Source organism: Rossellomorea sp. GCM10028870 (assembly GCF_042666755.1).
In the GTDB taxonomy this organism is placed as follows: Bacteria; Bacillota; Bacilli; order Bacillales; family Bacillaceae_B; genus Rossellomorea.
Genome location: NZ_JBHTGN010000001.1, coordinates 836,020 through 860,347, shown reverse-complemented (window position 1 = coordinate 860,347; position 24,328 = coordinate 836,020). Strand labels below are relative to the sequence as shown.

27 protein-coding genes and 3 other annotated features are annotated in these 24,328 nt (G+C 40.6%); of the genes, 4 read left to right on the top strand and 23 right to left on the bottom strand.

All coding sequences use genetic code 11. From position 1 onward, the window contains the following. Positions 1–98 precede the first annotated feature (98 nt). From ACFQWC_RS04500 to mscL, 4 genes are all read right to left on the bottom strand, one after another. Positions 99–314: a hypothetical protein gene (locus tag ACFQWC_RS04500; RefSeq protein ID WP_299737551.1), complete on the bottom strand. Its 216-nt coding sequence runs from the start codon at positions 312–314 to the stop codon at positions 99–101. 173 nt (positions 315–487) lie between these two features. Beyond that, positions 488–685 carry a cold-shock protein CspD gene (cspD, locus tag ACFQWC_RS04495; RefSeq protein ID WP_032088076.1) on the bottom strand — a complete coding sequence of 66 codons (198 nt, stop codon included), beginning with the start codon at positions 683–685 and terminating at the stop codon, positions 488–490. Between the two features lie 186 nt (positions 686–871). Next, positions 872–1,426, bottom strand: coding sequence for a DinB family protein (locus ACFQWC_RS04490; protein WP_377106216.1), 555 nt, complete (start codon positions 1,424–1,426; stop codon positions 872–874). An 82-nt stretch (positions 1,427–1,508) separates the two neighbouring features. Then, positions 1,509–1,892: a large conductance mechanosensitive channel protein MscL gene (gene mscL, locus ACFQWC_RS04485; RefSeq protein ID WP_377106214.1), complete on the bottom strand. Its 384-nt coding sequence runs from the start codon at positions 1,890–1,892 to the stop codon at positions 1,509–1,511. Positions 1,893–2,140: 248 nt separating this feature from the next. Here mscL and ACFQWC_RS04480 point away from each other — a divergent pair, with 248 nt between their 5' ends. Further along, on the top strand, positions 2,141–2,389 hold the full coding sequence (locus tag ACFQWC_RS04480) for a DUF2164 domain-containing protein (RefSeq protein WP_299737568.1): 249 nt from the start codon (positions 2,141–2,143) through the stop codon (positions 2,387–2,389). A 33-nt stretch (positions 2,390–2,422) separates the two neighbouring features. Here ACFQWC_RS04480 and ACFQWC_RS04475 read toward each other — a convergent pair whose 3' ends face one another. The 3 genes from ACFQWC_RS04475 to ACFQWC_RS04465 all read right to left on the bottom strand — a co-directional run bounded on the left by ACFQWC_RS04475 (position 2,423) and on the right by ACFQWC_RS04465 (position 5,667). Then, positions 2,423–2,872, bottom strand: coding sequence for a hypothetical protein (locus tag ACFQWC_RS04475; protein WP_299737570.1), 450 nt, complete (start codon positions 2,870–2,872; stop codon positions 2,423–2,425). Between the two features lie 968 nt (positions 2,873–3,840). Further along, complete coding sequence (locus ACFQWC_RS04470) at positions 3,841–4,458, bottom strand: NUDIX hydrolase (protein ID WP_299737572.1); 618 nt, start codon at positions 4,456–4,458, stop codon at positions 3,841–3,843. A 225-nt stretch (positions 4,459–4,683) separates the two neighbouring features. Further along, positions 4,684–5,667: a cation diffusion facilitator family transporter gene (locus ACFQWC_RS04465; RefSeq protein ID WP_299737574.1), complete on the bottom strand. Its 984-nt coding sequence runs from the start codon at positions 5,665–5,667 to the stop codon at positions 4,684–4,686. A 157-nt stretch (positions 5,668–5,824) separates the two neighbouring features. Between ACFQWC_RS04465 and ACFQWC_RS04460 the strand changes: the two genes are divergently transcribed. Continuing rightward, positions 5,825–6,886, top strand: a complete 1,062-nt coding sequence (locus tag ACFQWC_RS04460; RefSeq protein ID WP_377106211.1) for a DUF3900 domain-containing protein — start codon at positions 5,825–5,827, stop codon at positions 6,884–6,886. 119 nt (positions 6,887–7,005) lie between these two features. Further along, positions 7,006–7,830, top strand: coding sequence for a GNAT family N-acetyltransferase (locus ACFQWC_RS04455; RefSeq protein ID WP_377106209.1), 825 nt, complete (start codon positions 7,006–7,008; stop codon positions 7,828–7,830). 53 nt (positions 7,831–7,883) lie between these two features. Here the strand turns inward: ACFQWC_RS04455 and ACFQWC_RS04450 are convergent, their stop codons facing one another. Both ACFQWC_RS04450 and metG read right to left on the bottom strand, forming a co-directional pair. After that, positions 7,884–8,372 (bottom strand): metallophosphoesterase family protein, encoded by a 489-nt coding sequence (locus ACFQWC_RS04450; RefSeq protein WP_341356483.1) that lies wholly within the window; start codon positions 8,370–8,372, stop codon positions 7,884–7,886. Positions 8,373–8,390: 18 nt separating this feature from the next. Beyond that, positions 8,391–10,049 (bottom strand): methionine--tRNA ligase, encoded by a 1,659-nt coding sequence (gene metG / locus ACFQWC_RS04445; protein WP_377107236.1) that lies wholly within the window; start codon positions 10,047–10,049, stop codon positions 8,391–8,393. Between the two features lie 35 nt (positions 10,050–10,084). After that, positions 10,085–10,349: a binding site (T-box leader), on the bottom strand. Between the two features lie 136 nt (positions 10,350–10,485). On the opposite strand from metG, the gene ACFQWC_RS04440 reads away from it, so the two are divergent. After that, on the top strand, positions 10,486–11,082 hold the full coding sequence (locus ACFQWC_RS04440; protein WP_299737581.1) for a class I SAM-dependent methyltransferase: 597 nt from the start codon (positions 10,486–10,488) through the stop codon (positions 11,080–11,082). Positions 11,083–11,166: 84 nt separating this feature from the next. Here ACFQWC_RS04440 and ACFQWC_RS04435 read toward each other — a convergent pair whose 3' ends face one another. From ACFQWC_RS04435 to ACFQWC_RS04370, 14 genes are all read right to left on the bottom strand, one after another. Further along, on the bottom strand, positions 11,167–11,532 hold the full coding sequence (locus tag ACFQWC_RS04435; RefSeq protein WP_377106206.1) for a VOC family protein: 366 nt from the start codon (positions 11,530–11,532) through the stop codon (positions 11,167–11,169). A 12-nt stretch (positions 11,533–11,544) separates the two neighbouring features. Next, the gene (locus ACFQWC_RS04430) at positions 11,545–12,549 is read right to left on the bottom strand and encodes a S66 family peptidase (protein ID WP_377106204.1); all 1,005 of its coding nucleotides are present in this window, start codon (positions 12,547–12,549) and stop codon (positions 11,545–11,547) included. Between the two features lie 133 nt (positions 12,550–12,682). Continuing rightward, the gene (locus ACFQWC_RS04425; RefSeq protein WP_299737587.1) at positions 12,683–12,844 is read right to left on the bottom strand and encodes a hypothetical protein; all 162 of its coding nucleotides are present in this window, start codon (positions 12,842–12,844) and stop codon (positions 12,683–12,685) included. A 150-nt stretch (positions 12,845–12,994) separates the two neighbouring features. Beyond that, positions 12,995–13,786, bottom strand: a complete 792-nt coding sequence (gene trpA / locus ACFQWC_RS04420) for a tryptophan synthase subunit alpha (protein WP_299737590.1) — start codon at positions 13,784–13,786, stop codon at positions 12,995–12,997. Continuing rightward, positions 13,779–14,981, bottom strand: coding sequence for a tryptophan synthase subunit beta (gene trpB, locus ACFQWC_RS04415; protein WP_299737593.1), 1,203 nt, complete (start codon positions 14,979–14,981; stop codon positions 13,779–13,781). The genes trpA and trpB overlap by 8 nt, the downstream gene beginning before the upstream one ends. 33 nt (positions 14,982–15,014) lie before the next feature. Beyond that, complete coding sequence (locus ACFQWC_RS04410) at positions 15,015–15,620, bottom strand: phosphoribosylanthranilate isomerase (protein ID WP_299737595.1); 606 nt, start codon at positions 15,618–15,620, stop codon at positions 15,015–15,017. After that, positions 15,617–16,405 (bottom strand): indole-3-glycerol phosphate synthase TrpC, encoded by a 789-nt coding sequence (gene trpC / locus ACFQWC_RS04405; RefSeq protein WP_341356485.1) that lies wholly within the window; start codon positions 16,403–16,405, stop codon positions 15,617–15,619. Before trpC ends, ACFQWC_RS04410 begins: the two co-directional genes overlap by 4 nt. Continuing rightward, a complete protein-coding gene (trpD, locus tag ACFQWC_RS04400) occupies positions 16,406–17,431 on the bottom strand; it encodes an anthranilate phosphoribosyltransferase (protein WP_299737599.1) in 1,026 nt (341 codons plus the stop codon). Next, a complete protein-coding gene (locus ACFQWC_RS04395) occupies positions 17,403–18,014 on the bottom strand; it encodes an anthranilate synthase component II (protein WP_299737602.1) in 612 nt (203 codons plus the stop codon). The genes trpD and ACFQWC_RS04395 overlap by 29 nt, the downstream gene beginning before the upstream one ends. Continuing rightward, complete coding sequence (trpE, locus tag ACFQWC_RS04390; protein WP_377106200.1) at positions 18,011–19,408, bottom strand: anthranilate synthase component I; 1,398 nt, start codon at positions 19,406–19,408, stop codon at positions 18,011–18,013. Before trpE ends, ACFQWC_RS04395 begins: the two co-directional genes overlap by 4 nt. A 66-nt stretch (positions 19,409–19,474) precedes the next feature. Next, positions 19,475–19,724, bottom strand: a binding site (T-box leader). Between the two features lie 45 nt (positions 19,725–19,769). After that, positions 19,770–20,015, bottom strand: a binding site (T-box leader). Between the two features lie 91 nt (positions 20,016–20,106). Further along, positions 20,107–20,964, bottom strand: coding sequence for a GNAT family N-acetyltransferase (locus ACFQWC_RS04385; protein WP_377106198.1), 858 nt, complete (start codon positions 20,962–20,964; stop codon positions 20,107–20,109). Between the two features lie 48 nt (positions 20,965–21,012). Further along, positions 21,013–22,509, bottom strand: a complete 1,497-nt coding sequence (locus tag ACFQWC_RS04380; RefSeq protein ID WP_377106196.1) for an FAD-dependent oxidoreductase — start codon at positions 22,507–22,509, stop codon at positions 21,013–21,015. Between the two features lie 72 nt (positions 22,510–22,581). Beyond that, the gene (gene panF, locus ACFQWC_RS04375) at positions 22,582–24,024 is read right to left on the bottom strand and encodes a sodium/pantothenate symporter (protein ID WP_299737610.1); all 1,443 of its coding nucleotides are present in this window, start codon (positions 24,022–24,024) and stop codon (positions 22,582–22,584) included. Continuing rightward, entirely contained in the window at positions 24,017–24,292 is a 276-nt protein-coding gene (locus tag ACFQWC_RS04370; protein WP_299737613.1) for a YhdT family protein, read from the bottom strand. Before ACFQWC_RS04370 ends, panF begins: the two co-directional genes overlap by 8 nt. Positions 24,293–24,328: the final 36 nt, after the last annotated feature.

The window sequence follows — 24,328 nt, the reverse complement described above, 5'->3', positions numbered from 1 at the left end:
GCTTATTCTTGCTGGCATTAAGTGTGCACATATTCAGAAGTAAGGTGTAAAATATTCGTTATATGAAGGGAGGGATTGACACGATGCCTTCTGCCAGGTTAAGCCTGATTTTTCTTTTTAAACGGTTTGTACGCAACAAAAACCGCAAGTATTGCGGCTGCAACATTTAGTAAGGTTCCAATAACGGGAGACCCAATATATCCATTGCCATGATACAAATTTGTTAGTATCAGACCAGCAAGAAGACTTAAAATGATGTTACTTCCTATAAAAACTCCAATAAAAACAAAAAATTTCTTAGCGTTTTTCCACACAATTCAGCACTCCAGTATATTAAATATCGTTTAACTGTACATTACCAGAGTTATTTGGGAAAGACCAGCATAGGGGACTACTGATAAGAGTCGAGTATCCACTGAATGTATGCAGGCGCAAAAAAACAGAGTACGTCAGCTGACGTACTCTGTTTGGAGTTTTTTCAATTGAATTACTTTTGAACGTTAGCTGCTTGTGGTCCACGAGCACCTTCAACGATTTCAAATGTAACGTCTTGACCTTCTTCTAATGATTTGTATCCTTCACCTTGGATAGCAGAGAAGTGAACGAAAACATCGTCTTGACCTTCAACTTCGATGAAACCGAAACCTTTTTCAGCGTTAAACCATTTAACTTTACCTTGTAACATAAAACAAGTACCTCCTAGTGCAGTTGCACATAAAAATATTTATATTCCTGCTCTGATTAAGATTCAAGACGAATGTTCTTCAATCATGCATATTAACCGAACAAAAATAACTATCTTTACTATAACAGAATCTCATGCAAAACTCAAGAATTTGAATGGGTCTTTTTGTAAAATGCGAACAAGGATTTAGTCCACCTTTGAAATATTGTGTTCTTTTGCATAGAGTTTTTTGATCATACGTATTTGTCCCCTATGATTGATTTCATCTTCAAATACATGAAACCATTTAAAGAAGTTATTTCCTTTTTCACCATACCACCAGTCCGCTTCTTCATATAGCCAATCCTCATCCAGTTGTTTGAACTGATCCACCGTTTTGTTCCTGGTCATCTGCAAGTTCTCAAGGTAAAAGTCGACTCTATTTCCATTAATCAATTCGGCTGCATTACTGCCTAAGCTTAAGGCAGGTTCCAATGTCATTGCGTATTCCTCGATTTCATCATCACTTAAATTTTCGAAAGTAAGCACCTGATATATTTTTTCAACTGCATCAAAATGGGCAAGAAGCATCCCGATTGAATTTGCTTCATCGTGACATCGGTAGTCAAGCATTTCCACCGGTAAGTCCTCCACTTCTCTTATAGAAGTGAAACGTGCATAATCCATCATCGAAAGGAGTAAAGAAAAGTCTTTCTTCATTCCATTTTTTTCTTTAATTAAATACATTGAGTTGATTTCCATTGTTTCTCCCCCTCTTATTCTTCTATTACTATATATTGGATAAATAATGGGAATCTCCTTGTTTATTTTGTCGATTATTCATTTATTTAGGACTGCGCTGGGGATCCTTCAATAAATCACGTATCTCTTTAAGCAGCTCTTCCTTCTGATCGACCTTCACTTCCGCTTTGACCTCTTCTTTGCGTTCCATTTTCTTATATAGCCGTATAATAAAGAATATGACGAGGGCTATGAGGAAGAAATCCACTACGTTTTGCAGGAACACGCCATATGTAATGACTGCATCTCCTACTGTAACTTTTAAGTTCGTAAAGCTGATGCCGCCAAGTAATATACCAAGAAGGGGCATGATGATGTCATCCACCAGGGATTTGACTATTTTACCAAAAGCAGCACCTATAATGACTGCCACTGCAAGATCTATAACATTTCCTTTTACGGCAAACTTTTTAAACTCCTGCCACATTCGCATTCTCCTTTTGTTTATATATAAATGTACAGGAACTTTTCCTGTCAGGAGTTAGTTTGCCACAATTATACAAATTTATATGATGTAATAGATTTCTTTCTGCTAAACTAGTCTTTCACTATTGGCCCTCCTACCATGTAATGAAGAGATCCCACGATGTCGCGCGTAAAAGTAGGCTGGGATTTATACCTGTCATCTTTCCGCTTATGTTACGATGGAAAGAAACAATAGGAGGAAAACTTATCATGTTTACGAAGATACCAAAAGAACAGAAAGACGCAATGATTGAACGGATTCAGACGTTTTATTATGAGCAGACCGGGGATGAAATCGGGGATTTAGGTGCTGAAAATTGGTTTGATTTCTTTATGAAAGAGATTGGACCCTACCTCTATAATCAAGGAGTAATGGATTCTAAAGATGTATTGATGGATAAGATGCTTCTTTTCGAAGATGATTTGTATGCTTTAAAAAGACCGATCAATACTAGATAATCAATATATAAAAAGGAGCAGGACATTACAGTCCTACTCCTTTTTTACCTTATGAAGAACGCGTTCATCAATTCGACCGTTATCATTAACTACCTCAATCGTTACGGCTTCTCTGTCTTTATCCTTTATTTCACTTATCAGCTTATCGATCTCTTCTGGTTTTTTTATGTCTACTGTTTTCTTAACCTCAAACTCTTTTGGTGATTCTCCCTGTTTACGGCTCTTTAACTCCTCATCTGTATAAATCAGATCGGTTCCCAGGGCGTTTTTTATCGTGGTTCCCTGTAGGAAGAAACGGGTTTGAAATGGAGTATTCGGTTCAAGTGCTTTGTCTGTTAGTACTCCTGTTAATGTAATCGTATTGGCCTTTTCATCTATTGTCACTCCACCATTCACGACCATTTCAGCAGCATTCCGGTTACATGCACTCAATAGAACGGCCATAAGTATTCCGGCTATGATTACTACTTTTGATCCTTTCACTAAAGTGTCCTCCTTATATGTATGTACACAATTATTTTACCAAATGTTAAATGAAAAGTGCCAGAAACAATTGTTTCCGGCACTTTTCGTCCTAATTTTTCATGAAAGAGAAATGGAATATAATAATAGGGGACTTTATGTAAAATGTATAATTGAAATAGAAGTCTCAGGGGACGTATTGAGGTTAGATATATATTCTCTAAGAAACTTGAAGGCCGGTAGTGAAAGGACATAGCTATCCATTTTTTAATAATAAAACGAAAAATCACTTGGTGGCTGGATCAAAGTCGCCAAGTCCACTCTTATTTATACTACACAGAGTGTACTGATTATTCATATAGCTTTGTTGTATCTTCATTATTTCTGTTTGATCTTACCACCAATCGAATACCTCCAATAATACAACCGGACAATTGTTAAGATATTGATAGATCAATCATTACTAATAGAGGAGCAAAGGAATCTTAGATGAACGGGATAGAATTCAGTTATATATATCGGCTTGATGACTTCACGAGCATAAGGGAATTTGAATTTTCAATAAATAGCATAAAAAGAATTCCTATTCATTACTTTTTGAGATGCTTATTACAGACAGCTTTAAGGATAAACAATTTTTCCTGTACACTTAACATTCTCCAGCACTTAGCACGAATAATCATAGTTATTTCCCCTCTCCTTCTTTTCATCATCTTTTGCTTACTTGTCTTTACCTCCATTTAAACCATTACAAACACTTCAATTTGCTACATATTTACAAACAAAAATACTTTCTCCGACATGTTGCCCTATCGAAAAAAGTATTAATTGAAAACGAATGTCAATCCGTATGGGTAATTGTAGAATTTCTTTTTAGAAAGATGCTGTTCTCGTAAACTTTGTTGCTTTTGAAAAAGCGAGTAGTGGTTGATTTTTTTTCTACTTCTACTTTTAGATAGTTTTAGATTACAGCTTATTGATCAGACTATTCACGAAAGAAGTTTCACAAAATGATGAAGAACTCTGGCTGTCAGCCCCCATATGACCTTGTCTTCATAGTAGTAAAAATGTTCTTTCATATTTCTTGCTTGCCAGTTGTAATTTTCACCACCCGGGATTCGTTTGAAAGGAAAGCTCTCTTCCGGCTCCATCTTGAACTTGATATTATACAAGTCCGGTTCCTTTTCCTGAAGATAGGTTAATGGTGTAGTAAAGATTTCTTCCACCTCAGCTTGATTCGGTTTTAATTCTTTCAAGGATACATTTATCTTACCTACAAATGGATAAATGATCGTCCCAAAAGGAGACACGATATAATCGAGTGGATACACATCCGTAATGGTATCCGTATGAATCCCCAGTTCTTCTGATGTCTCACGAATAGCTGCCGATTTCTCATCTGAATCACTTCGATCGATCCGCCCCCCGGGAAAACAAATTTCCCCTGGTTGTCTTCTCATATTTAAGGAACGAACTTCAAATAAAACATGCGTTTGGCCGTTAACCTCAATCAAAGGAAGTAGAATAGCATATTCAGAAAATGTTTCACTTCCAAGTACTTTCGGTGTTCTTTCTTTGAATAGCTGCAGTATCTCATTCACATCCATACTATCCCCCCTTGTTTAGATAATCTATTCTATGATTTTCTTTATTATAGTATGAACAAGTAGCAAGACCAAACTATACGTTTCCCCACTTGGCTATCTATCCATAACACTAACTCTTAGAAGCTGTTTTTCCAATTGGAGATCATCTGTCCCGATCTTAATTCATTGCCTCAAATCCAAAAAAATAAACATCCTGCTGAACTTATCGGCAGGATGCTTTGTTTCTTATTGTTTCTCCGAATTATTTCCTTTCCATCCCTGAATTCCATCGTCTTCGATGATCCCCAACGTTACGTCCGCAATATCCGGATCACTCATCAATTTTTCTTGAACAGAGAATTTAATATCATCTGCTTCCGAAAGGGGTAATCCTCTTTTCAGTTCAAGATACGATTCAACATGATAGTATCGACCTTCCTGAGTGATCCTTAGTTTGTAGATATCGATTACTGCTTCGTGCTCAAAGATCGCACTTGCGATTCGGTCCTCGACTTCCTTTGGAGCAGCCACTCCTATCAGACCGACCATGTTGTCATAACCGACTCTGAAGGCGACTCCAACCATAAGGAAACCAATCACAATGGTGACGATCCCATCCAGTAGCTGATAGGCAGAGAAATAGGACACCAATACGGCAATCAGAGCTAAGATAGCCCCTGAAACAGCGACCAAATCCTCATAAAAAACGAGCCTTGTCGGTGGTGAAGCACGCTTTACGTTTTTGAACGCTCCTGAGAAAATTCCCAACCCCGTGCTTTCAGCTCTTGCTTCCTGTCCGATTTCCCTCATTACTTTATAGAGAATGGCACCATCGATAAGGATATTCAATAGTAATACCGACACATTCAGCCAAATGCCCTTTACCAGAGCGGGATGTTTTAGTAAATGAATCCCTTCTCTTATGGTTTCATAGGCCATGATGGAAACAACGATAACCGCAACCATGCAGAAAAGATTGATGACTCTTCCAAATCCTGTCGGGAATTTCTCCGTTGGTTGTTTTTCTGAAAGAACACTTCCTATAAATACAAAGCCTTGGTTCACTGCATCAGCTAAGGAATGCATCGCCGAGGCAAACATTGCTCCACTTCCACTGATGAAGTAGGCTATCCCCTTTGCAATCGCCAGAATTCCGTTCCCCACCATAGCGAAAAACGATGACTTGTTTCCTTTCTTCACTAATGAAAAAAATGATTGATCCCCCAACATTTCACACCACCTATACTTAATACTTAACAAGTAGTATCTCACCAGAAAGAACTTTCATAAGCCAATTGACGAACCTTTTCAGCTTTTCTATACTGTAACAATGAATGTATAGATGATTACATGTAAAACGAATCTATTTAGGTCAGGAGAACAAAACATGGATTTTACTATTCAAAACCTTTCCTTTTACTTAATACAGGTAGAGGGCAAAGGGGAAGAAGCCGATAAACGTCATAAGCATTTTCAAACATTAACCGGAGCCGAATATGAGGAGAGCCCATTAAAAAATTTTTTAGATGGGGAACTAACCAAGATTGTAAAACGGAAGGTAGATCGACATTCAAAGTCTGAATCTGCTCCAACCAAAATTGGACGCTTTGTAGTGGAACCGGGTCATGAACTGACTTCCAATCCAAATTATAATTTATTTCACCGCACCCGGTTTGCAGAAAACAAAGAGGACTTTCGAGAAGCCTGTGATCAAATCGTTCAAATGTACATAGAAGCAAGTGCTATCCGCGGTGGTGCTTTCCTCGTTGCCACAGCCAAGCTGACGAAATTCTTCGACGATCCTTTTGTGTTCATCATGAAATGTGATTTTGAACCAAAGGTTGCCACCATAACCGATGAAGCGACTCTGATTCACAATGTCGAAATGGCGATTACGACGAAAAACATGAAATCCATCCAATACCCCTATATGCCTGAGGAAGACATGATGGACTCTGCCGAAATCAAAATCCATCAAGCATCACACGCCAGATACTTTGAAGATTTCTTAAAATGGGTGGAATATGAAAAGTCAATGCCGGAAATTGTGAAATCCCAAGTGTACGGGATGGTGAAGGAACATATTTCCGAAACGTATGCTGAAGAAAGCGACGAACGGGTTGAATTTGAAGAAGCGGTGGAAGAATGGGCAATCAGTCCAAAGCGTGAGCTTCAGGAAAGGTTCACAACTGAACAAGTGGTAGAAGCCACCTCCCAAATCGTCGAGCAGTCACCAGAAGTCGAACTGAAGGTGAAACTTGATCATGTCTCTGTTAAAGCTCTTCTTTCCGACTTTGGTGATAGCATTCATCTGGCGAAAGTGAACGGTCGATATGTACTGATGATCGAAAGCGAGTCCGTCATGTTTGAAAAAGGCTTCTCACCTCTTGAATTTTTAAAGCCGGATGAGTTGCATGAAGTGATTCAGCGAATACAAGAAAAAGAATAAGAAGGGGCCATATTTTAAAATACATGGCTCTTTTTTAAAAACCCTCTTGTCTAAATGAAGGAATTTTCATAAAATTTAGTAAGTGAATTCTTTACATTATGAATAATTGGGGATGAAACATGCTTACTTCAAAACAGCTTCAAGACATTAAAAGCCTGCAGATCGTCTGCGAAAAGCACGAAGAGATAAAATTAAAACTGAACTGGGATATGCTTAAAAACCGAACAAACAGCCTGGATGATTTTCTTCTTTACAAAGAGGAGCAACTGATTGGGTTTTTAGGGTTGTACGGCTTTGGAGAAACATATGAATTATGTGGGATGATTCACCCGGATTACCGCAAACAACAACTATTTAGAGAACTATTCCAGGAAGCCATCCAATCACTAAGGTCACGGTCTGTTCAAAAACTCTTACTGAATTCTCCCGGTTCTTCGGCATCTGGGAAGGAATTTATTAAAAAAATAAAAGCCTCTTATGATTTTACAGAATATGAAATGAAGTGGAATAATAAAACCTTGTCCCTAAACAACACTGATCTTCAATTACGGAATGCTTCTGAAAAGGATTTAGAAACAATCATTGACCTTGATGAAAAATGCTTTCATGTTGTAAGGTCTGATGCTGAATCCTATACCAAGAGATTGCTTGAAGAATCAGGGGAAGGCAATTTAATGATTGTATATAATGGAGCAACCGTAGGGAAGATTAGAATCCAACGAGTGGACAATCGAAGCTTTATTTATGGATTTGCTATCCATCCCTCCCATCAGGGAAAAGGCATCGGTAGAAATGCCCTGTCTCAAGTCGTGATGATGGAATCCCAGTGGACCAGCGATATTTACCTGGATGTAGCTGCTACAAACAGGAATGCACTTAAGCTTTATGAATCAAGTGGTTTTCAAACCTTCTATAGTCAGGATTACTACCAGTTTTCTTTATAAGATATAAGCCATATTAACGAGTAAAGCACAGAGGTTCAGACCCCTGTGCTTTTTTAGCGGTAAAATTTATGTTCTATTTTCCACGTATCTTCAATGGTCAAAACACCATGGGAGAAGTAAGGAAGTTTTCGTTTATCCGTGGGAGAACCAGGATTAAACAACAGTCTCCCTTTCATATAGCGGGAGTATGGGATATGTGAATGACCAAAGACGATCAAGTCTACCTCATCAGATTCGAACGCTTCAAGAGCTCTTTTCTCCGTAGTTTTCCCCTTCCCGTCTCCGTGCACCACGCCGATTTTCAGTCCTTGTTTCTGGATGATTCTTTTTTGGGGAAGAAGAGCCTGAAGATCTGCATTGTCGACATTTCCGACAACGGCAATCAGTTCTCCGTACTCCATAAACTCTTTATAAACATCGAATGTTTGAAAGTCTCCGGCATGGATGATTAAATCATTTTTCCTGAGATCTTCCTTCAGAATTTCCGGAAGCCCTCTCCTTTTTTTAGGCATGTGGGTATCGGACACAACTATAATCTTCATCTCATACTCCTTTTGGCTTCACTGTGCTTTTTCTTTCAATTGTTTCCGTTCTATCTCAATTTGATCAAGGTCAATTCGGTTAAACAATGGTGCTGCCGCTTCAATGCCGATTTCTATCGGCAAACCTACCGGCGCCCATACGGATTGCCCGCTCAACCCCAGTTGACCAGTTAATTTTGAAGAAGTGAAGGGGAGGAACGGTTGAATGAGATTCCTTAAATTACATAATAGGTACAGGAATTCCTCTAATATCTTTCTTCCTTTTTCCCTATCCTCTTTTAATACATTCCACGGTTTCAATTCATCAAAACGCTTATTCGACCATCGAATGAATTCGAATGCTATTTCAATTCCCTGTCGAGTGTTACCGTCCTCAATCGATTGGCCAACAGAATAAAATGTTTCTTCTATTTTATCCTTAACAACATTAGGTACACTAGAAAGCGAAACGTTATGACCAAATTCTTTCCCATAAAATTTTAACGTGCGTTGAACCAGATTCCCCAGAGCTCCCAGCAGTTCACTGTTATGACTATAAATGAATTCTCTCCAGGAGAAATCTGCATCTCTCTTTTCCGGTGCATTAATGGTGAGAAAATACCGAATGGAATCTGGATGATACTCCTTTAGGAGATCCTTCACCCAAACAGCCCAATTCCCACTCGTTGAAATTTTCTTTTTCTCAAGCGTCAAGTATTCATTTGAAACAATATAGTCAGGTAGATTCCTTTCGCCAATTCCTATAAGAATGGCCGGCCAGATAATACTATGAAAAGGGATATTATCTTTTCCATGAACATAATAGGACGTGGTTTCCTCCTGCCAAAAGTCCCTCCACTCACGCTGATGCTCCCTCGCCCACTTTTTTGAAGCACTCAAGTAGCCACTCACTGCTTCTATCCAAACATATATTTTCTTATCTTGAAAACCTTGAATCGGGACTTGCACACCATTCTCTAAATCCCTTGTCACCGGCCGGTCATGCAAGCCTTCCTTTAAATAGCGTTTTGTGAGCTGAAGGGCATTATCTCTCCACCCTGTGCCGTTATCCATCAGTAATTGTTGAAGAGGCTCCTGCAATTTAGAAAGGGAGAAATATAAATGCTTTGTCGTTTTCAGCACCGGTTCATGACCACAGAGCTTGCAGGTTTTATCCATTAAATCAGTAGGGTCTAAAACCGTCGAGCATTGATCACACTGATCACCTCTTGCCCTCGAACCACAAACGGGACAGACTCCTTCCACAAACCGATCAGGCAGAAATTGATGATCATGCTCACAATACGTTTGCTCCACTTCTTTTTCATAAAGCCAGCCCCGTTGATAAAGGGTGGTAAAGATGCTTCGAACTTCTTCATGATGATGTGAGTGATCAGTTCTTGTATACTCATCATAGCTAAAACCTAAGGCGTGGAAACACTCCAGGAATTCGTTGTGATATCGATTCGCGACCTCTTCAATACTTGTTCCTTCCTGTCTGGCCCTAATACCAATGGGGGTCCCATTACAGTCACTTCCTGACACGTAGAGAACATCCTCTCCTTTTAGTCGGTAATACCGTGCAATTATGTCCCCTGGCAATAGGGCTGCGATGTGACCTAAATGTAACGACCCATTCGCGTATGGCCAAGCGCCACCAATAAATATAGTCATGACCTTTTCCTCCTCCTGAACAATATAAAAAACCCCTCGTCCTTAGATATCGATCGACATCTAAGGACGAGGGGCTGAACTCGTGGTACCACCTTAGTTTATAGCTTGCTCACACAAGTCTATCTCAGCAAGTACGGAGCATAAAAAAGCTCTTATACCGTGACATGGATAACGGATGCCCACTCCCGTCCTACCCTACACCAAAACGGTTCGAGTAGAATGCTCCGAGACCATTTTCCATAACGAGTTACCCTGCTTCTTTTCAGCTACCGAAGCTCTCTGATAAAGGACTCATCTATGGACTCTTCTCATCAACGCAAGTTAGATTTGTTTATATTATGCCACTTTTTTAAAAAATTGCAACATTTCTTTAAAGGTTTTATTTGTGTGTATTAGTGGAAAGGTGAATAGACGATACTATTTTATTAGGCCAGATTTCATCAAAAGAGGTGATGCCCTGTTGTTTTCATTACAAAAGCAATTCAAGCGTCCTAATGGATTACTCGGCTGGTTTGCCGGAAAAGTAATGGAATTCGATAATAGAAAAATAAATAATTGGTCCATTAAGCAATTGTCGATTAAAGATGGCGATCATATTTTGGAAGTAGGCTATGGGCCCGGATATTGTATTCATCGCATTTCAAGTCATTTCCCTAAATCGCTTGTGGATGGGGTTGATATTTCTGACACAATGAAGAATGCTGCACAGAATAAGAATGAAAAAGCCATTGAGAATGGAAGAGTTCGGTTATTTCTTCATGATATCAGTCAATTTGAATTGAACAATGTTGAGTACGATCGGATTTTTTCCGTCAATAACTATCCACTATGGAAGGACCAGGAAAAATCCCTTTCACATTTATATAATATGCTTAAAAAGGGCGGCACCCTTCTCATCACCGTTCAACCACGCGGGGATGAAGAAAGGGATAGCCGGGCGAAACACTATGGTGAAAGTATTTCTGAAGCTTTGCATGAAGCTGGCTTTAAAGATATCACTCTTTCTTATAAAAATGTTAAACCCGCTTTAACGGTATGTGTGAAGGGTGTGAAGTAGATTTGCATAAACAAGAACCTCCTGAAGAAAATCAATTCCTATAGGAGGTTTTTTCCTATACCGTTTACATATATTCAATCCTCTTTAACCCGTGCAAATCATTAATAAATTCCCGTTGATATCCCTAAAGTTAAAATATGAAAAGTCTGGAAACGTGATGATCCCTGATTCAAATGTGACTTTCTTTTCGTGAAAGTCTTCTCTTACTTTTTCAATTTGAGTCGTATGGAAATTGCAGATGGGAACATTAGAAACAGGTGGAGTGAATCCTTTTTCCACTTCTAAAGTTAGGGATGTTTCCCCCATCTGAAAAGTATATACGGGAAGCTCCCCAATCTCCTTATACTGCACGGGATCGATTTCAAAACCTAGCACTTTTCCGTACCAATCCACAGACTCCTTTAGATTAAACACGGGAATAAACACTGTATTCAGCTTTCTTTGAATCATATGAACTCCTCCTTATGTAGCCGGCTTTTCCACCAGGTGAAAGTCAATTTGATTTCCGTGAACTTCAAGCCGGGCTCGGATTCCGTTTGGAAGGATAAACATAGGATCAGTATGACCGAAATCCAGGTCCGTAACGACTGGGATTTCATACCCCTCTGTGACACGGGATAAAATGCCGGCCAGTTGATTTTCTTTGAAGCTAACGTGATCATGAAAGCGTCCAATGACAAGACCTTGAATTTTAGAATATACCCCCATGTGTCTGAGTTGAGTTAAATATCGATCAATTGACGACGGGGTTTCCTCTGGATCATCTTCAATACATAAGATGGCACCATCGAGATCCGGAAAGTATTCTGTTCCTGCGAGAAGGAGCATGGTTCCCATATTGGCTGCAATGATTTTCCCTTCTGCTCTTCCTTCTTTGACTACACGAGGTCCCTTATTTTCAACTTGTTCTCTTAAACGATTGTCTTCTTCGTCCCACCATAAATGTTCCATTACATAGGATGGAGAGGCAGAGTAATCTACTCTTTCTCCTTGAACGAGTGATTGGAAAAAGTGTTCCTTTGTGTATGTTAGTACTCCTCCATATTCCCCAAACTGAGGCAGAACGGCAGGTCCAAGATATGTTGTGAGGCCGGTAATTTGATAAATTGCCATGTGGAGAGCGGTTATGTCACTGAAGCCGAGAAAAACTTTTGGATTATTTTGGATTAATGAGAAATCAAGATGATCCAGAAGTTGATGAGAACAGGTTCCTCCTATTGTGGTGATGATGGCTTTTACATTCTTATCCCCGAAGAGATTATGCAGGTCCTCCACTCTTTCCTCAACGGTACCAGCCATATACTCTTGTATTTTCAACGTGTTTGGCGCTACTTTCACGTTAAAGCCCAACCTCTTAAGCTCTTCAATCCCCCTTTTCAATCTTTTAGGGCAATGAGCAGCGACTGGAGAAGATGGGGAACAAATCCCAATCGTATCTCCTATTTTTAATCGATTTGGAATCGTCATCCGTCTGACCTCTCTATCAATTATGTCTTATATTGTCAGATTAATTGAAATAGTAGTACAATACAACCTTAATCTTCGTATTTCTGATCTGAAAATAAAACAGCCAGCCCACTTAGGACTGACTGTACCCATTTTACTCTTCCGTGTTGCTTTCTTCAGTGTTGCTTTCTTCTTCCATGTTTTCTTCCGTTTCAGTTCCTGTGTCTTCCTCTGTGTCACTGCTGCATCCGGCTGCAAATGTTACTACTGATAGAGCTGTCATTAACATTAATAACCACTTTTTCATACTTTTCATTTTAATAGCCTCCTGTTATGATGCTTTGTTCAACTACATCTCTATCATACTGATTTCACGAGGAAAAAGAAGGCTATTTACCTTTATTTAACACACATTTAGAATCTGTTAATCTAGGCGTTCATTTATTTACGAATAATTCAGTAATCTTTACAAATGTAATGCTTTAGCCTTTGAAGCACTGATTAATTCTTTTATTTCCTCAAACGATTCATGCTGGATCAAATCGATTATTTTGCTTCCAACGACTACTCCATCACAGTACTTACTCATGGTACGCACATGTTCAGGAGTGGATATTCCAAACCCCGCAAGTACTGGGACCGGACTGTTTTCTTTCAATTTATTTAGGTGATCTGAAATATCGTTGCCAAACCCTTCTCTCGTTCCTGTAATACCATTAATCGTAACAGCATAAAGGAAACCTTCAGTAACGGAAGCTAATTTCTGAATTCTCTCTAACGGACTCGTAAGCGTTGCTAATTGAATAAGGGCGATACCATTTTCTTGAGATGGTCCCCTAACCAATTCATGATGTTCAAGTGGCAGATCAGGAATGATCACACCGTCCACCCCTGCATCCTTACAATCCCGAAAGAAACGCTCCACTCCATATTTGTAGATGGGGTTAATATATGTCATAAAGACTAACGGAATACCAATTTCCTTTCTGCTTTCCTTTAACACTTCAAAAACCTTTTGTAGTGTCGTCCCATTTTCCAGGGCCCGCTTCCCCGCCTCTTGGATGGTCGGTCCGTCGGCAACGGGATCCGAGAACGGGATCCCGACTTCAATGGCCGTCGCTCCTCTTTCTTCGAGCATTTTCAAAGTCGATATCAAGGACTCTATCCCCCCATCCCCTGCCATCACGTAAGGAATGAACAGTTTATTTCCTTTATCCAGTTCAGCTTTAAACGTGTTTTCAAGAAATGTTTTACCCATGTTGACTACCTCCCAGCAACTCTTTCACTTGTTCCACATCTTTATCTCCTCTACCTGACAAACAGATGACAACCGATTCTTCTGTTGACATATTTTCAGCTAACTTCACCGCATAGGCGACTGCATGTGAGCTTTCCAGTGCTGGTATAATCCCCTCTGTCTGGGATAATTGCTTAAATGCCGCTAATGCTTCCACGTCTGAGATCGACGAATATTCCACTCTATCAATATCTTTCAAGTAGCTATGTTCCGGACCGACACCAGGGTAATCAAGGCCTGCTGAAACCGAGTGGGCTTCTTGAATCTGCCCTTCATCATTTTGCAGCAGATACATCATACTGCCATGAAGAATCCCGACGGACCCCTTTGTTAATGTGGCTGCATGTTTGTCGGTTTCAATCCCGCTTCCAGCCGCTTCCACACCGTATAAGTCAACTTCTCTATCATCAATGAACGGGTGAAACATTCCGATGGCATTGCTGCCGCCTCCAACACAAGCGACGATGGCCTTTGGCAGGCATTTTTCTTTTTCGAAGAATTGTCGCTTTGTTTCTTTCCCGATCACACTTTGAAAATCCCGTACCATTTTAGGAAATGGGTGTGGTCCCAAAACGGAGCCAATAATGTAGTGTGTGTCCTCTACATTCGCTACCCAGTAGCGCAGAGCTTCATTGACTGCATCTTTTAATGTGGCACTTCCCTGGGTGACACTCACCACTTTCGCTCCCATTAACTCCATTCTGAATACGTTGAGCTTCTGTCTGCGAATGTCTTGCTCCCCCATAAAAATGACGCAATCCAGGTTTAATAGAGCGCATACGGTTGCCGTCGCCACACCGTGCTGCCCTGCCCCTGTTTCCGCCACGATTTTTCTTTTGCCCATCCGTTCTGCAAGCAGGGCCTGACCGATTGTATTATTGATTTTGTGAGCACCCGTATGATTGAGATCCTCACGTTTTAAATAGATTTTCGCTCCCCCTACCTGTTTGCTTAGATTTTCAGCAAAGTAGAGTGGGTTTTCTCTTCCTACATAATCCTTTAAGTAGTTTTGAAGTTTCACTTGGAATTCTTCATCCTTAGAGGCTTCATCATAAGCCTCTTCCAATTCTTGAACAGCCTTCATCAATGATTCCGGAACGAACCTTCCCCCGAATTGCCCGAATAACCCTTTTTGATCTGGTTGTGCGTATATCATCTCAATTCCTCCATTCATTGATTTAATCAATCGTTATACCGACTTCGCCTCTTGAATAAATGATTCTATCTTTCTTCTATCCTTCTTCCCATCCGTCTCCACACCACTTGAAACATCCACCATATAGGGACGGACCTTTGTGATCGCCTCCCGAACATTATCCAGATTCAATCCACCTGCAAGGAGCAAGTGTTGAGGGATGTTTAGTTCATGGACATAATCCCAATTAAACGTCGTCCCATTCCCTCCACGATGAGGCCCCTTTCCGCTATCCACCAAAATCATCTCTCCGCCAAAGAATTCGATCCCATCTAAGTCTTCTTTTTCCTTTATCGAAATCGCCTTGATAAAAGGAATATTGAGACTATTACAAAACTGGACTGATTCATCTCCATGAAGCTGTACGTAATCTAGATTTACTGTTCTGGATATTTCCTCCATCTTCTCTTTAGCCTCATTTACAAACACGCCAATTTTTAATACATTCGAAGGCAGTGAAGCACTTATTAGTGCTGCTGATTCCGCGTCAATTTTTCTTTTACTATCTGCGAACACGAATCCTATCGCATCAGCTCCAGCTTCAAGTGCCCACAGAGCCTCTTCTTGTCTTCTAATTCCACACACCTTTACTTTGGTCATTTCACCACACCTTTTCTTACTTGTAAGGAGGCAAGCTTAGTTGCAGGGTCATCACTTCTCATTAACGACTCTCCGACGAGGACTCCATCCGCACCTGCGATTACGACTTGATGACAGTCTGCTTCATTTCTTATTCCACTTTCACTTATGAACACGATATCTGTTCCATTTACCATGGAGCCGAGAGTTTCTGTGATAAGCAGATTTACTTCAAAGGTTTTCAGGTTGCGATTATTCACACCAATTATGGTTGCCCCTAATTCGATTGCAACATTCATTTCTTCTTCATTATGAACTTCCACCAGAACTTCCAGTTCAAGCTTCGTTGCATAAGAATATAATTCCTGTAATCTATTATTATCCAGGGCAGCCACTATTAGAAGAATGACATTTGCCCCGGCGTCTTTTGCACGATCTATCTGTATTTCATCGATAATAAAGTCTTTACAAAGAATGGGGAGGGAGACTGCTTTACGAACATTCGCGAGATCCTCCATACTTCCTTTAAAGAAAGGAGCATCGGTTAATACCGATATGGCACATGCTCCCGCTTCTTCATACTTCTTTGCTTGAATCACAGGATTCACTTCTGTTCGGATATCTCCTTTTGATGGAGATGCCCGCTTAATTTCAGCAATCACTTGTAATCTGGATGCTGTTTTTAATGCTTCATATAAGGAATGATCGGGAGCACCCTTATAATAATAGGGTTCATAACCTGCATTCTTTAACTCTTTAACTTCCTCTTTCTTTTTTTCAAGAATGGTTTGTAGAATGGTAGACAATTAAATCACCTGCTTTCGACGTTGTTGACTATAACGAACCAATGAGTGGAGCTTTTCTTTTGCACGACCGCTTTCTATACTTTCTCTGGCAAGCTTTACACCTTCTGCAAATGTTGCCGCTTTGCCATGAGCGAACAGGCCGATTCCTGTATTGAATAAGACCGTATCAGTGTAAGCCCCTTTCTTCCCATTTAACACATCTTCTAAAATAATGGCATTGTCTCCAGCGTCCCCTCCACGTATCTCTTCCAGGGAATAACAAGGAAGGCCGACATCTTCTCCTGTTAATGTAAGTGAAGTAATTTCCCCTTGATCCAGCAGTACGAGATGATTTTCTCCTGCTAATGAGGCTTCATCCATGTAATCAGCCCCATTAAGGACAATCGCCCGTTTTCTGCCTAATTCATGTAAAACATGCGCCATTGTTTCTAATTTATCTCTTCTATATACCCCTAGGAGCTGTGTTTCCAGATGAACCGGATTGGTTAACGGTCCAATGAGATTAAAGATGGTAGGAATCTTTAATTCTTTCCGTACCTTCATTACCTTTTTTAAACCTGAGTGAATATGGGGTGCAAATAGAAAAGCAATATTGGTTTCATTCAGTAAACTTTCAACCTCATGTGGTTGAAAATCGAGTGCTACTCCTAAATGTTCTAACACATCTGCACTACCGGTTTTACTGGAAATACTTCTGTTACCATGTTTCGCAACCTTCACCCCGGCACCGGCAAGAACAAATGCACTCGTTGTACTGATATTAAAGCTCTGTGATCCGTCTCCACCTGTTCCGCAGTTATCTAATATTCCAGTTAATGTGCTTTTAATCGGCATCGCTTTCTCCCTTAAAACTTCAACAAGAGCGGTAATTTCATCTACTGTTTCCCCCTTCGTTTTTAATAAGGTCAGGAAACAGGCGATTTGACTATCCGTTGTTTCTTCAATGAACAATTCTTCTACTGCTCTTCTCATATCTTCTTTCTCTAATGAATGACCGCTAGATAGCTTCTGTAGATAAGGTTTCACGGTTATTCTCCTTTCTCATATGAACTAAAAAGTTTTGAATGATTTTCTTTCCTGTTTTCGTACCAATGGATTCCGGATGAAATTGAACCCCGTACATTGGATACTTCATATGCTTTATCGCCATGATTTCTCTATCATCCATGGACAATGCGACAGCCTCTAATTGTGTCGGCAGGGTCCCATTCTTAATCACCAGGGAATGATATCTCATCACTTCTAATGGTTGCGGCAGATACTCGAATACTCCGCTGCCGTCGTGTTTAATAAGGGATGTTTTTCCGTGCATGACTTTCTCAGCGACTTCGATGGTTGCCCCGAATGCGGCCCCGATAGCCTGATGCCCTAAACAAACCCCGAAAATCGGCACACTAGCGTGAAGATTCTGTATAATCGAGATGCAAATGCCTGCATTTTCTGGTTTCCCTGGACCTGGTGATAGAATGATTCCCGCAGGATTCAATTCCTTGATTTCTTCTAATGAAATAGCATCATTCCGTTTCACGATTACTTCTTCACCGAGCTCTTCTATATATTGATACAGGTTATACGTAAAGGAATCATAGTTATCAATAAGAAGGATCATCCTGTCACCTCCAATAATGATTTTGCTTTATTCATGGTTTCTTCATATTCACTGGCTGGGTCTGAATCATAAACAATCCCGGCACCGGCTTGAACGTATGCCGTTTTATCCTTAAGAACCATCGTCCGGATGGCGAGGGCAAAATCCAAATTCCCGTTCACCCCGATATACCCGACGGCACCTGAGTACACGCCGCGCTTTGTGGTTTCAAGTTCATTGATGATTTGCATCGCCCTGATTTTCGGCGCTCCGCTGACGGTACCTGCCGGCAAGCAATTTGTTAATGCTTCCAGTGGTTTCACTTCTTCTTTTAATTCACCCTTTACTTCCGAAACGATGTGCATGACATATTTATATCTCTCAATCGTTAAATACTTTGAAAGGTAAATCGAGCCGATCTCACAAACTCTCCCTAAATCATTTCTTCCTAAGTCAACCAGCATTCGATGTTCAGCGATTTCTTTTTCATCTGTAAGTAATTCCTTCTCGAGCTCCCTGTCCAGGTCAAGTGTTTCTCCCCTTCTTCGCGTTCCTGCAATTGGATTCGTGGTGATTTCCCTCCCTTGAACTTTCAGCAAGCTTTCTGGTGATGCACCCATTACGACATAATCCTCGAAATCAATGAAGAACATGTAAGGGGACGGGTTAGATTTCCTCAAGCTTCTATAGAATGAAAATGGATCACCAGAAAAGGACGCCTTAAGTCTTTGAGAGAGGACGACTTGAAATATCTCACCTTCTCCTATGGATTGCTTTGCCTCCTCCACTTTTACCATGAATTCATCTTTTGAGGTTTGGGCATGGAAAGAAAGGCGATCCAGATTCTTTTTATGAGTTTTCAAATACACATTGCTCAGCTCAGCCTCGACTTCCTTCACCTTTTTATCCAGATCTCCTGTCTGATCCTCTGTCCACTCATTCATGACGACAATAAATACTTTGTGTTCCAGATGATCAAACACAATGACTTTTTCATAAAACATGAGATGAATATCCGGCATTTCCAATTCATCTTGAGGAGTTACACCGATGTCTTCGTAGAGTCGAATAACGTCATATCCCAGATATCCAATCCCCCCACCTGTAAAAGGAAAAGGCGTACTTTTTAGTTTGTGGGAAGGAATAAGGTTTTGTATGATTTGAATGGGATCCCCCACTCTTTCATCAACTTCATTTGTAGATGATTTTTTTAACTGTACGGTATTTCCATATGCTTTACACTCTAGAAATGGATCACTCCCAACAAATGAATACCGACCGGATTGTTCATGCTTCAATGAGCTCTCCAATAAAAATTTCTTCTTACCTTTTAACGATTGAAAAAGTGAGATGGGTGTAAAGATGTCTCCGTTTAATTCTTTCACCACATAATCCAATGCTTGCTGTTTCATCATTTCATGCCTCCAATTCAATGTTCCGCTTAAAATAAAAAAGTCCCCTATGAACAGAAAGATCTGTTCATAGAGGACGATGCTGACCGCGGTGCCACCTCTAGTTGGGATACTTTGATGTATCCCCTCTTGCTTCAAGTACAGGGAATGAATAACCCGATACTCTATCCATTTAACGGTGGAATTCCGTACGATCCTACTTCCATTCAGATCATCACTCATAAGTCCATTCCAGACAAGCTATCATGCCAAGGTCTCACCATCCTCAGCTCTCTGTCATGCATCACTTGAATGTACTCCTCTTACTCAACGATTTATCATTATTCAGTTATAAAAAAAGGGCATCTCGATCCATTTACATCATGTAAAGGACGAGATACCCGTGGTGCCACCTTTGTTGACTGCCTGAACAGTCCACTTTATCGTATCGAAGCGGTTTGCTTTAATACGCGTCTTTTATAACGATAAGACATTCGCCAAAGCCTACTCCCTGAAGTTTCGGTTTGGAGGCTCAGAAGTCCATTCCCAAAGATCGTTCACACTGGTTCTCACCAACCACCAGCTCTCTTAAGTGTCGATCAGAGGTACTCCTCTTCGTCAAAGCCATTCGCTCATTTAATTAATTGTTTATTATACTAATAGCATTCCTTCACATTGTCAACTATTTATATAAAATAATATTCCGATATGCATCAAAAGGTTCACACAACGGAAATCATCATCGAATCGCACACGGGCTTATAGCCGATTTCCATATAAATCTTGTTGGAGGTGGGATTATCCAGGTCCGTATAGAGCGAACAAAAGGAGTGGTCCTTCAACAATAGACGGCTCAGTTCTGCTACAACAGAAGACGCGTATCCTTTTTTCCTGTATTCTGAAGGGGTGTATACAAAATTAACGGTAATGCCGTTTTCCGTTCTCCTTGCCCCCCGTGCCATGGAAACAGGCCTTCCGTCCACTTTCCAAAAGTACACATATGGTTCATTTTCAATCATATCTTTCGCCCTTTCAAGAGCCTCTTCACCCGACATGGGTAGCACTTCTGTATCCTCGATAAATCCAAGGAGCCATCGGGCTAAAAGTTCCTCCTGGCCCTTCCGTACGGAAACCATTTTCCCATCACTTAAAGGAATATCATTCACCTTATTCAATTGGTAAACACGTTGCCTCATACGGACATTGAAACTCTCTCCCATAACGTGACACCATGCATGAGTCAATTGAAGTGCGGTTTCTTTCTCAGCAACAAAACCGGGAATGGTGATATTGGTATTCTCGCAGAACGCTATGAGCTGTTCGGCTATTCCCTGAATTCCTACTTTCTCCACCTTAAGTGTACTGACAAGGTAATGAGGAGGGGTCATGATGAAGGATCCAACCACCGCCCCGACCTCACTTTCCACTAAAAGAAGAAGCGGATCTTTATATTTGTCACTCGTTTTCATCGTGTTCAACAAACCCAAAGGCAGGTTATTCGCCGCTTCATCTTCCATTAAAAGGGAATAGACCTTATCTTGGAAAACTTTCGGGTCTTTATACTGGATCACCTTATACATATTATCACCCCATTCCCAGAATTCGACATAAGTAGTCGAGGTTCCTCCTTACTTCTGAAGTTTTCTGCCTGTAATGGAGTGATATACATGGTAAGCACTTACAGATACACCGATGGTCCCTGCACCTGGAAACACTGAGTCACCGCATACCCATACATTTTTCAAGGGAGTCCTGTGGGAAAGACTATTGAAGAGAGCATGACCATTAGATTGAGGAAATCCACCGACAATGCCCCCAGGCCGTCCAGTAAATCGTTCCCAGGCTTTAGGTGCCCCAGGGTAAAGATTTACAAGACTATCTCTTATAGTAGGAATGACTAACTCAATAGAATTGATCATTTTCTCTTTAAGATTCTCCTTGTAAGAATCGTATTTTTCTTTGGTTTCCCATTTTTCTAATTTAGTATGGGTTGATACCGTTAAGGTACGGAATCCTTCCGGGGCACGCTGACGATCATTTGGATGGGATAGCGATAAGAAGAGATGATCCCCTTCTGACATATTCCCATTTGGGCTTGCACAAATTTGAGAAAACAAAGGATAGGACTCTGGGAGTAATTCTTCTTTCAGTAACATGTAAAGGGACATGGTGCCCCAAATATCTTCATTCTCTTTTCCTTTTAAATAGTTTTCAAGTTTTGGTGTATATTGTGGGGCAAATAGATTTTTTAAAGATTGCACCGGGACGTTGCATACAATATGGTTTGCACGATATTCATTACCCCTATGATCAAGGATTATCCATTCTTTTTCGTGATGATCACGATCGATGCTAACCACCTTTCTCCCTAAAGTCGTTTTAACTCCTACAGATTCTGAAAACCGGACAAGGCAATGGGCTATTTGGAATAATCCACCTTCCAGATAGAATGCTCCTTCGTGGTACATATCCATAGCCAAGCACCCCAGCAATAAAGTACACTGATCGCTGGTCACCTGCATGCTATCTATCAGTTGTCCATCGATAAAACGCTTAAATGAAGAGTGTTCGTGGATTCCGTGTTTTTCTAATAAGTCGATCATTGTTTTTTGAAAGGCAGGAAGTAGCATCAGAGATCCGGGTTTCAAACTAAACGTAAGCTCCATCCAGTCCTTCATCGTTTTAGGTGGAAGTATCGGCAACGCGACCATCAGTTTTCGTATTTCTGTAGCAATCCTGTACACTTCTTCATAAAAAGAGCTCAGCTCCTCTGATATTTCTGGATACGCTTTCTTCAACTCATTCACATGTGTTTCCCTATCTCGGTAGAATATAAGGGTTTTGTCTGGAAGATGAATATTCATAACCTGATCAAGCATTAGAGACACAGGGGGTTCTATCCCTAAATAGTGAAAAATACGCTGATGGATACCTCCTTTTTCAAACCCCATTCCAAGAGTTGCCCCTACAGGAAATAAGGCTTTTCCTCTCTGGAATTTACCGGCGCATCCTCCCCATTCCCTGGAAGCCTCAAGAATCTGTACATTGTAATCAGCACTTCCAAGGAGTGAAGCTGCGGTCAGACCACCGATTCCTCCGCCTATTATGACAACAGAATTTTTCAAGATTCTTCACCCAATTCATTGATTCTTTCTATAACGTACTCTTTTCCCTCGATAAATACAAAAATGGATGGGTTAAACCCATCCATCTTGACGATAATGTGCTTGAGTAAACAGGGAAACGAGCACGTACATGAAAAATGAAATGATAATTGGGAAAATCACCGTGTGCATATCCAGATAATTAGGTGCGAAACTGTGAAATAAGATGTACGCTACCAGTCCTGATAGCATTGAAGCAACGGCACCTTGTGCATTTCCCTTTTTCCAATATAAACCTAAAACAATCGGCCAAATAAAAACAGCTTCAAGGCCTCCAAATGAAAATAAATTAAGCCAGATAATTAATTCAGGAGGACTGAGCGCCATAAGAAAAACAAGAATACCCGTTATACTCGTCACCCAAAAGCTAATCCTTTTGACTTGTTTTTCCTTTGCATCTTTATTGATGAAATTCATGTACACATCTTTCACAATAGCCGAGGATACAATCAATAATAACGAATCCACTGTCGACATGATCGCCGCCATCGGAGCCGCCAGGACAATTCCGGCAAGCCATGGTGGAAGAACTTCTAAAGCGAGAAGGGGCATGACTTTATCAGCTATTTCTATTCCCGGGACCACGACCCTTGCAAGCACACCAATTAAGTGCATACCAAGCATAATGGAACCGACCACAATGGTTCCGATGATAAGTGCTCTGTGCAAGGACCTGGAATTCTTATAGCTCATGGCTCTGACTGCCACCTGAGGCAATCCGACAACACCCACACCCACTAAAATCCAGAAAGAAGAAATATAGCGGGCACTTAGTTCTCCATCATGGCCATGAGGACTTAATAGATTAGGATTTTCCGCTTTCAATCCCATCATGATGTTCTCCATGCCACCTCCCGCGATGATAGTGGCAATCAATAGAATAATCGTCCCACCAAGCATGACCACCCCCTGAATCGCATCCGTGATGGCAACCGCACGAAAGCCACCGATAATAACATAAACCAGAACCGATACCGCAAACAGGAAAAGAGCACTCTCGTAGGATAAACCGGTTAATGATTCAATGAGACGTGCCCCCCCTACCCATTGAGCAATCATCGCTGAGAATAAAAAGAGGATGATACTAATGGCCGATAGAATGGTAATCTTATTACTGCCATATCTGCCTTGTAGATAATCGATCAATGTAACGGCCTTGTATTTCCTTGCCATAATCGCGAACTTTTTCCCAAGTATAAGGAGAACAAAGTATCCTGTTACAACCTGTGACATGGCTAAAAGAACCCACGATAAACCATATGTATAAGCTGCGCCTGGTCCTCCGATGAAACTACTGGCACTTCCATAAGTAGCGATCATGGTCATTGCCAAAATAAATCCGCCAAGCTGACGGCTTCCCAAGAAGTATTCCTGGACGAAGGAATCTGCTCTACTCACTTTTCTGGCAGAATAAATTCCCACAACAAAAATCAAGATTAAAAAAGCAAATAAGGGAATCAATGCCATACTATTCATGCTTATCCTCCTCATCGTCAAACGGAATGTCAGTAAGCATGTATTTTACGACGATAATCACTAACAATACCATAAGAAAGAAGCCAACGATGCAGCTGTAAAAAAACCACTCAGGCATCCCGAGGATCCAATCGTAATCTGAAACCGGTTGACCACCTAACCCGAATGCAAAACCATACCACCATAAGAAATTTATAAGAACAAGTGCTATTCCTATCAGTGCCTCGTGACCAGCAACCCTGAACCGTTTATCCTCTTTATGATCCACTTACTTTTATCCCTCCTTAAAATACACATCTTAAAC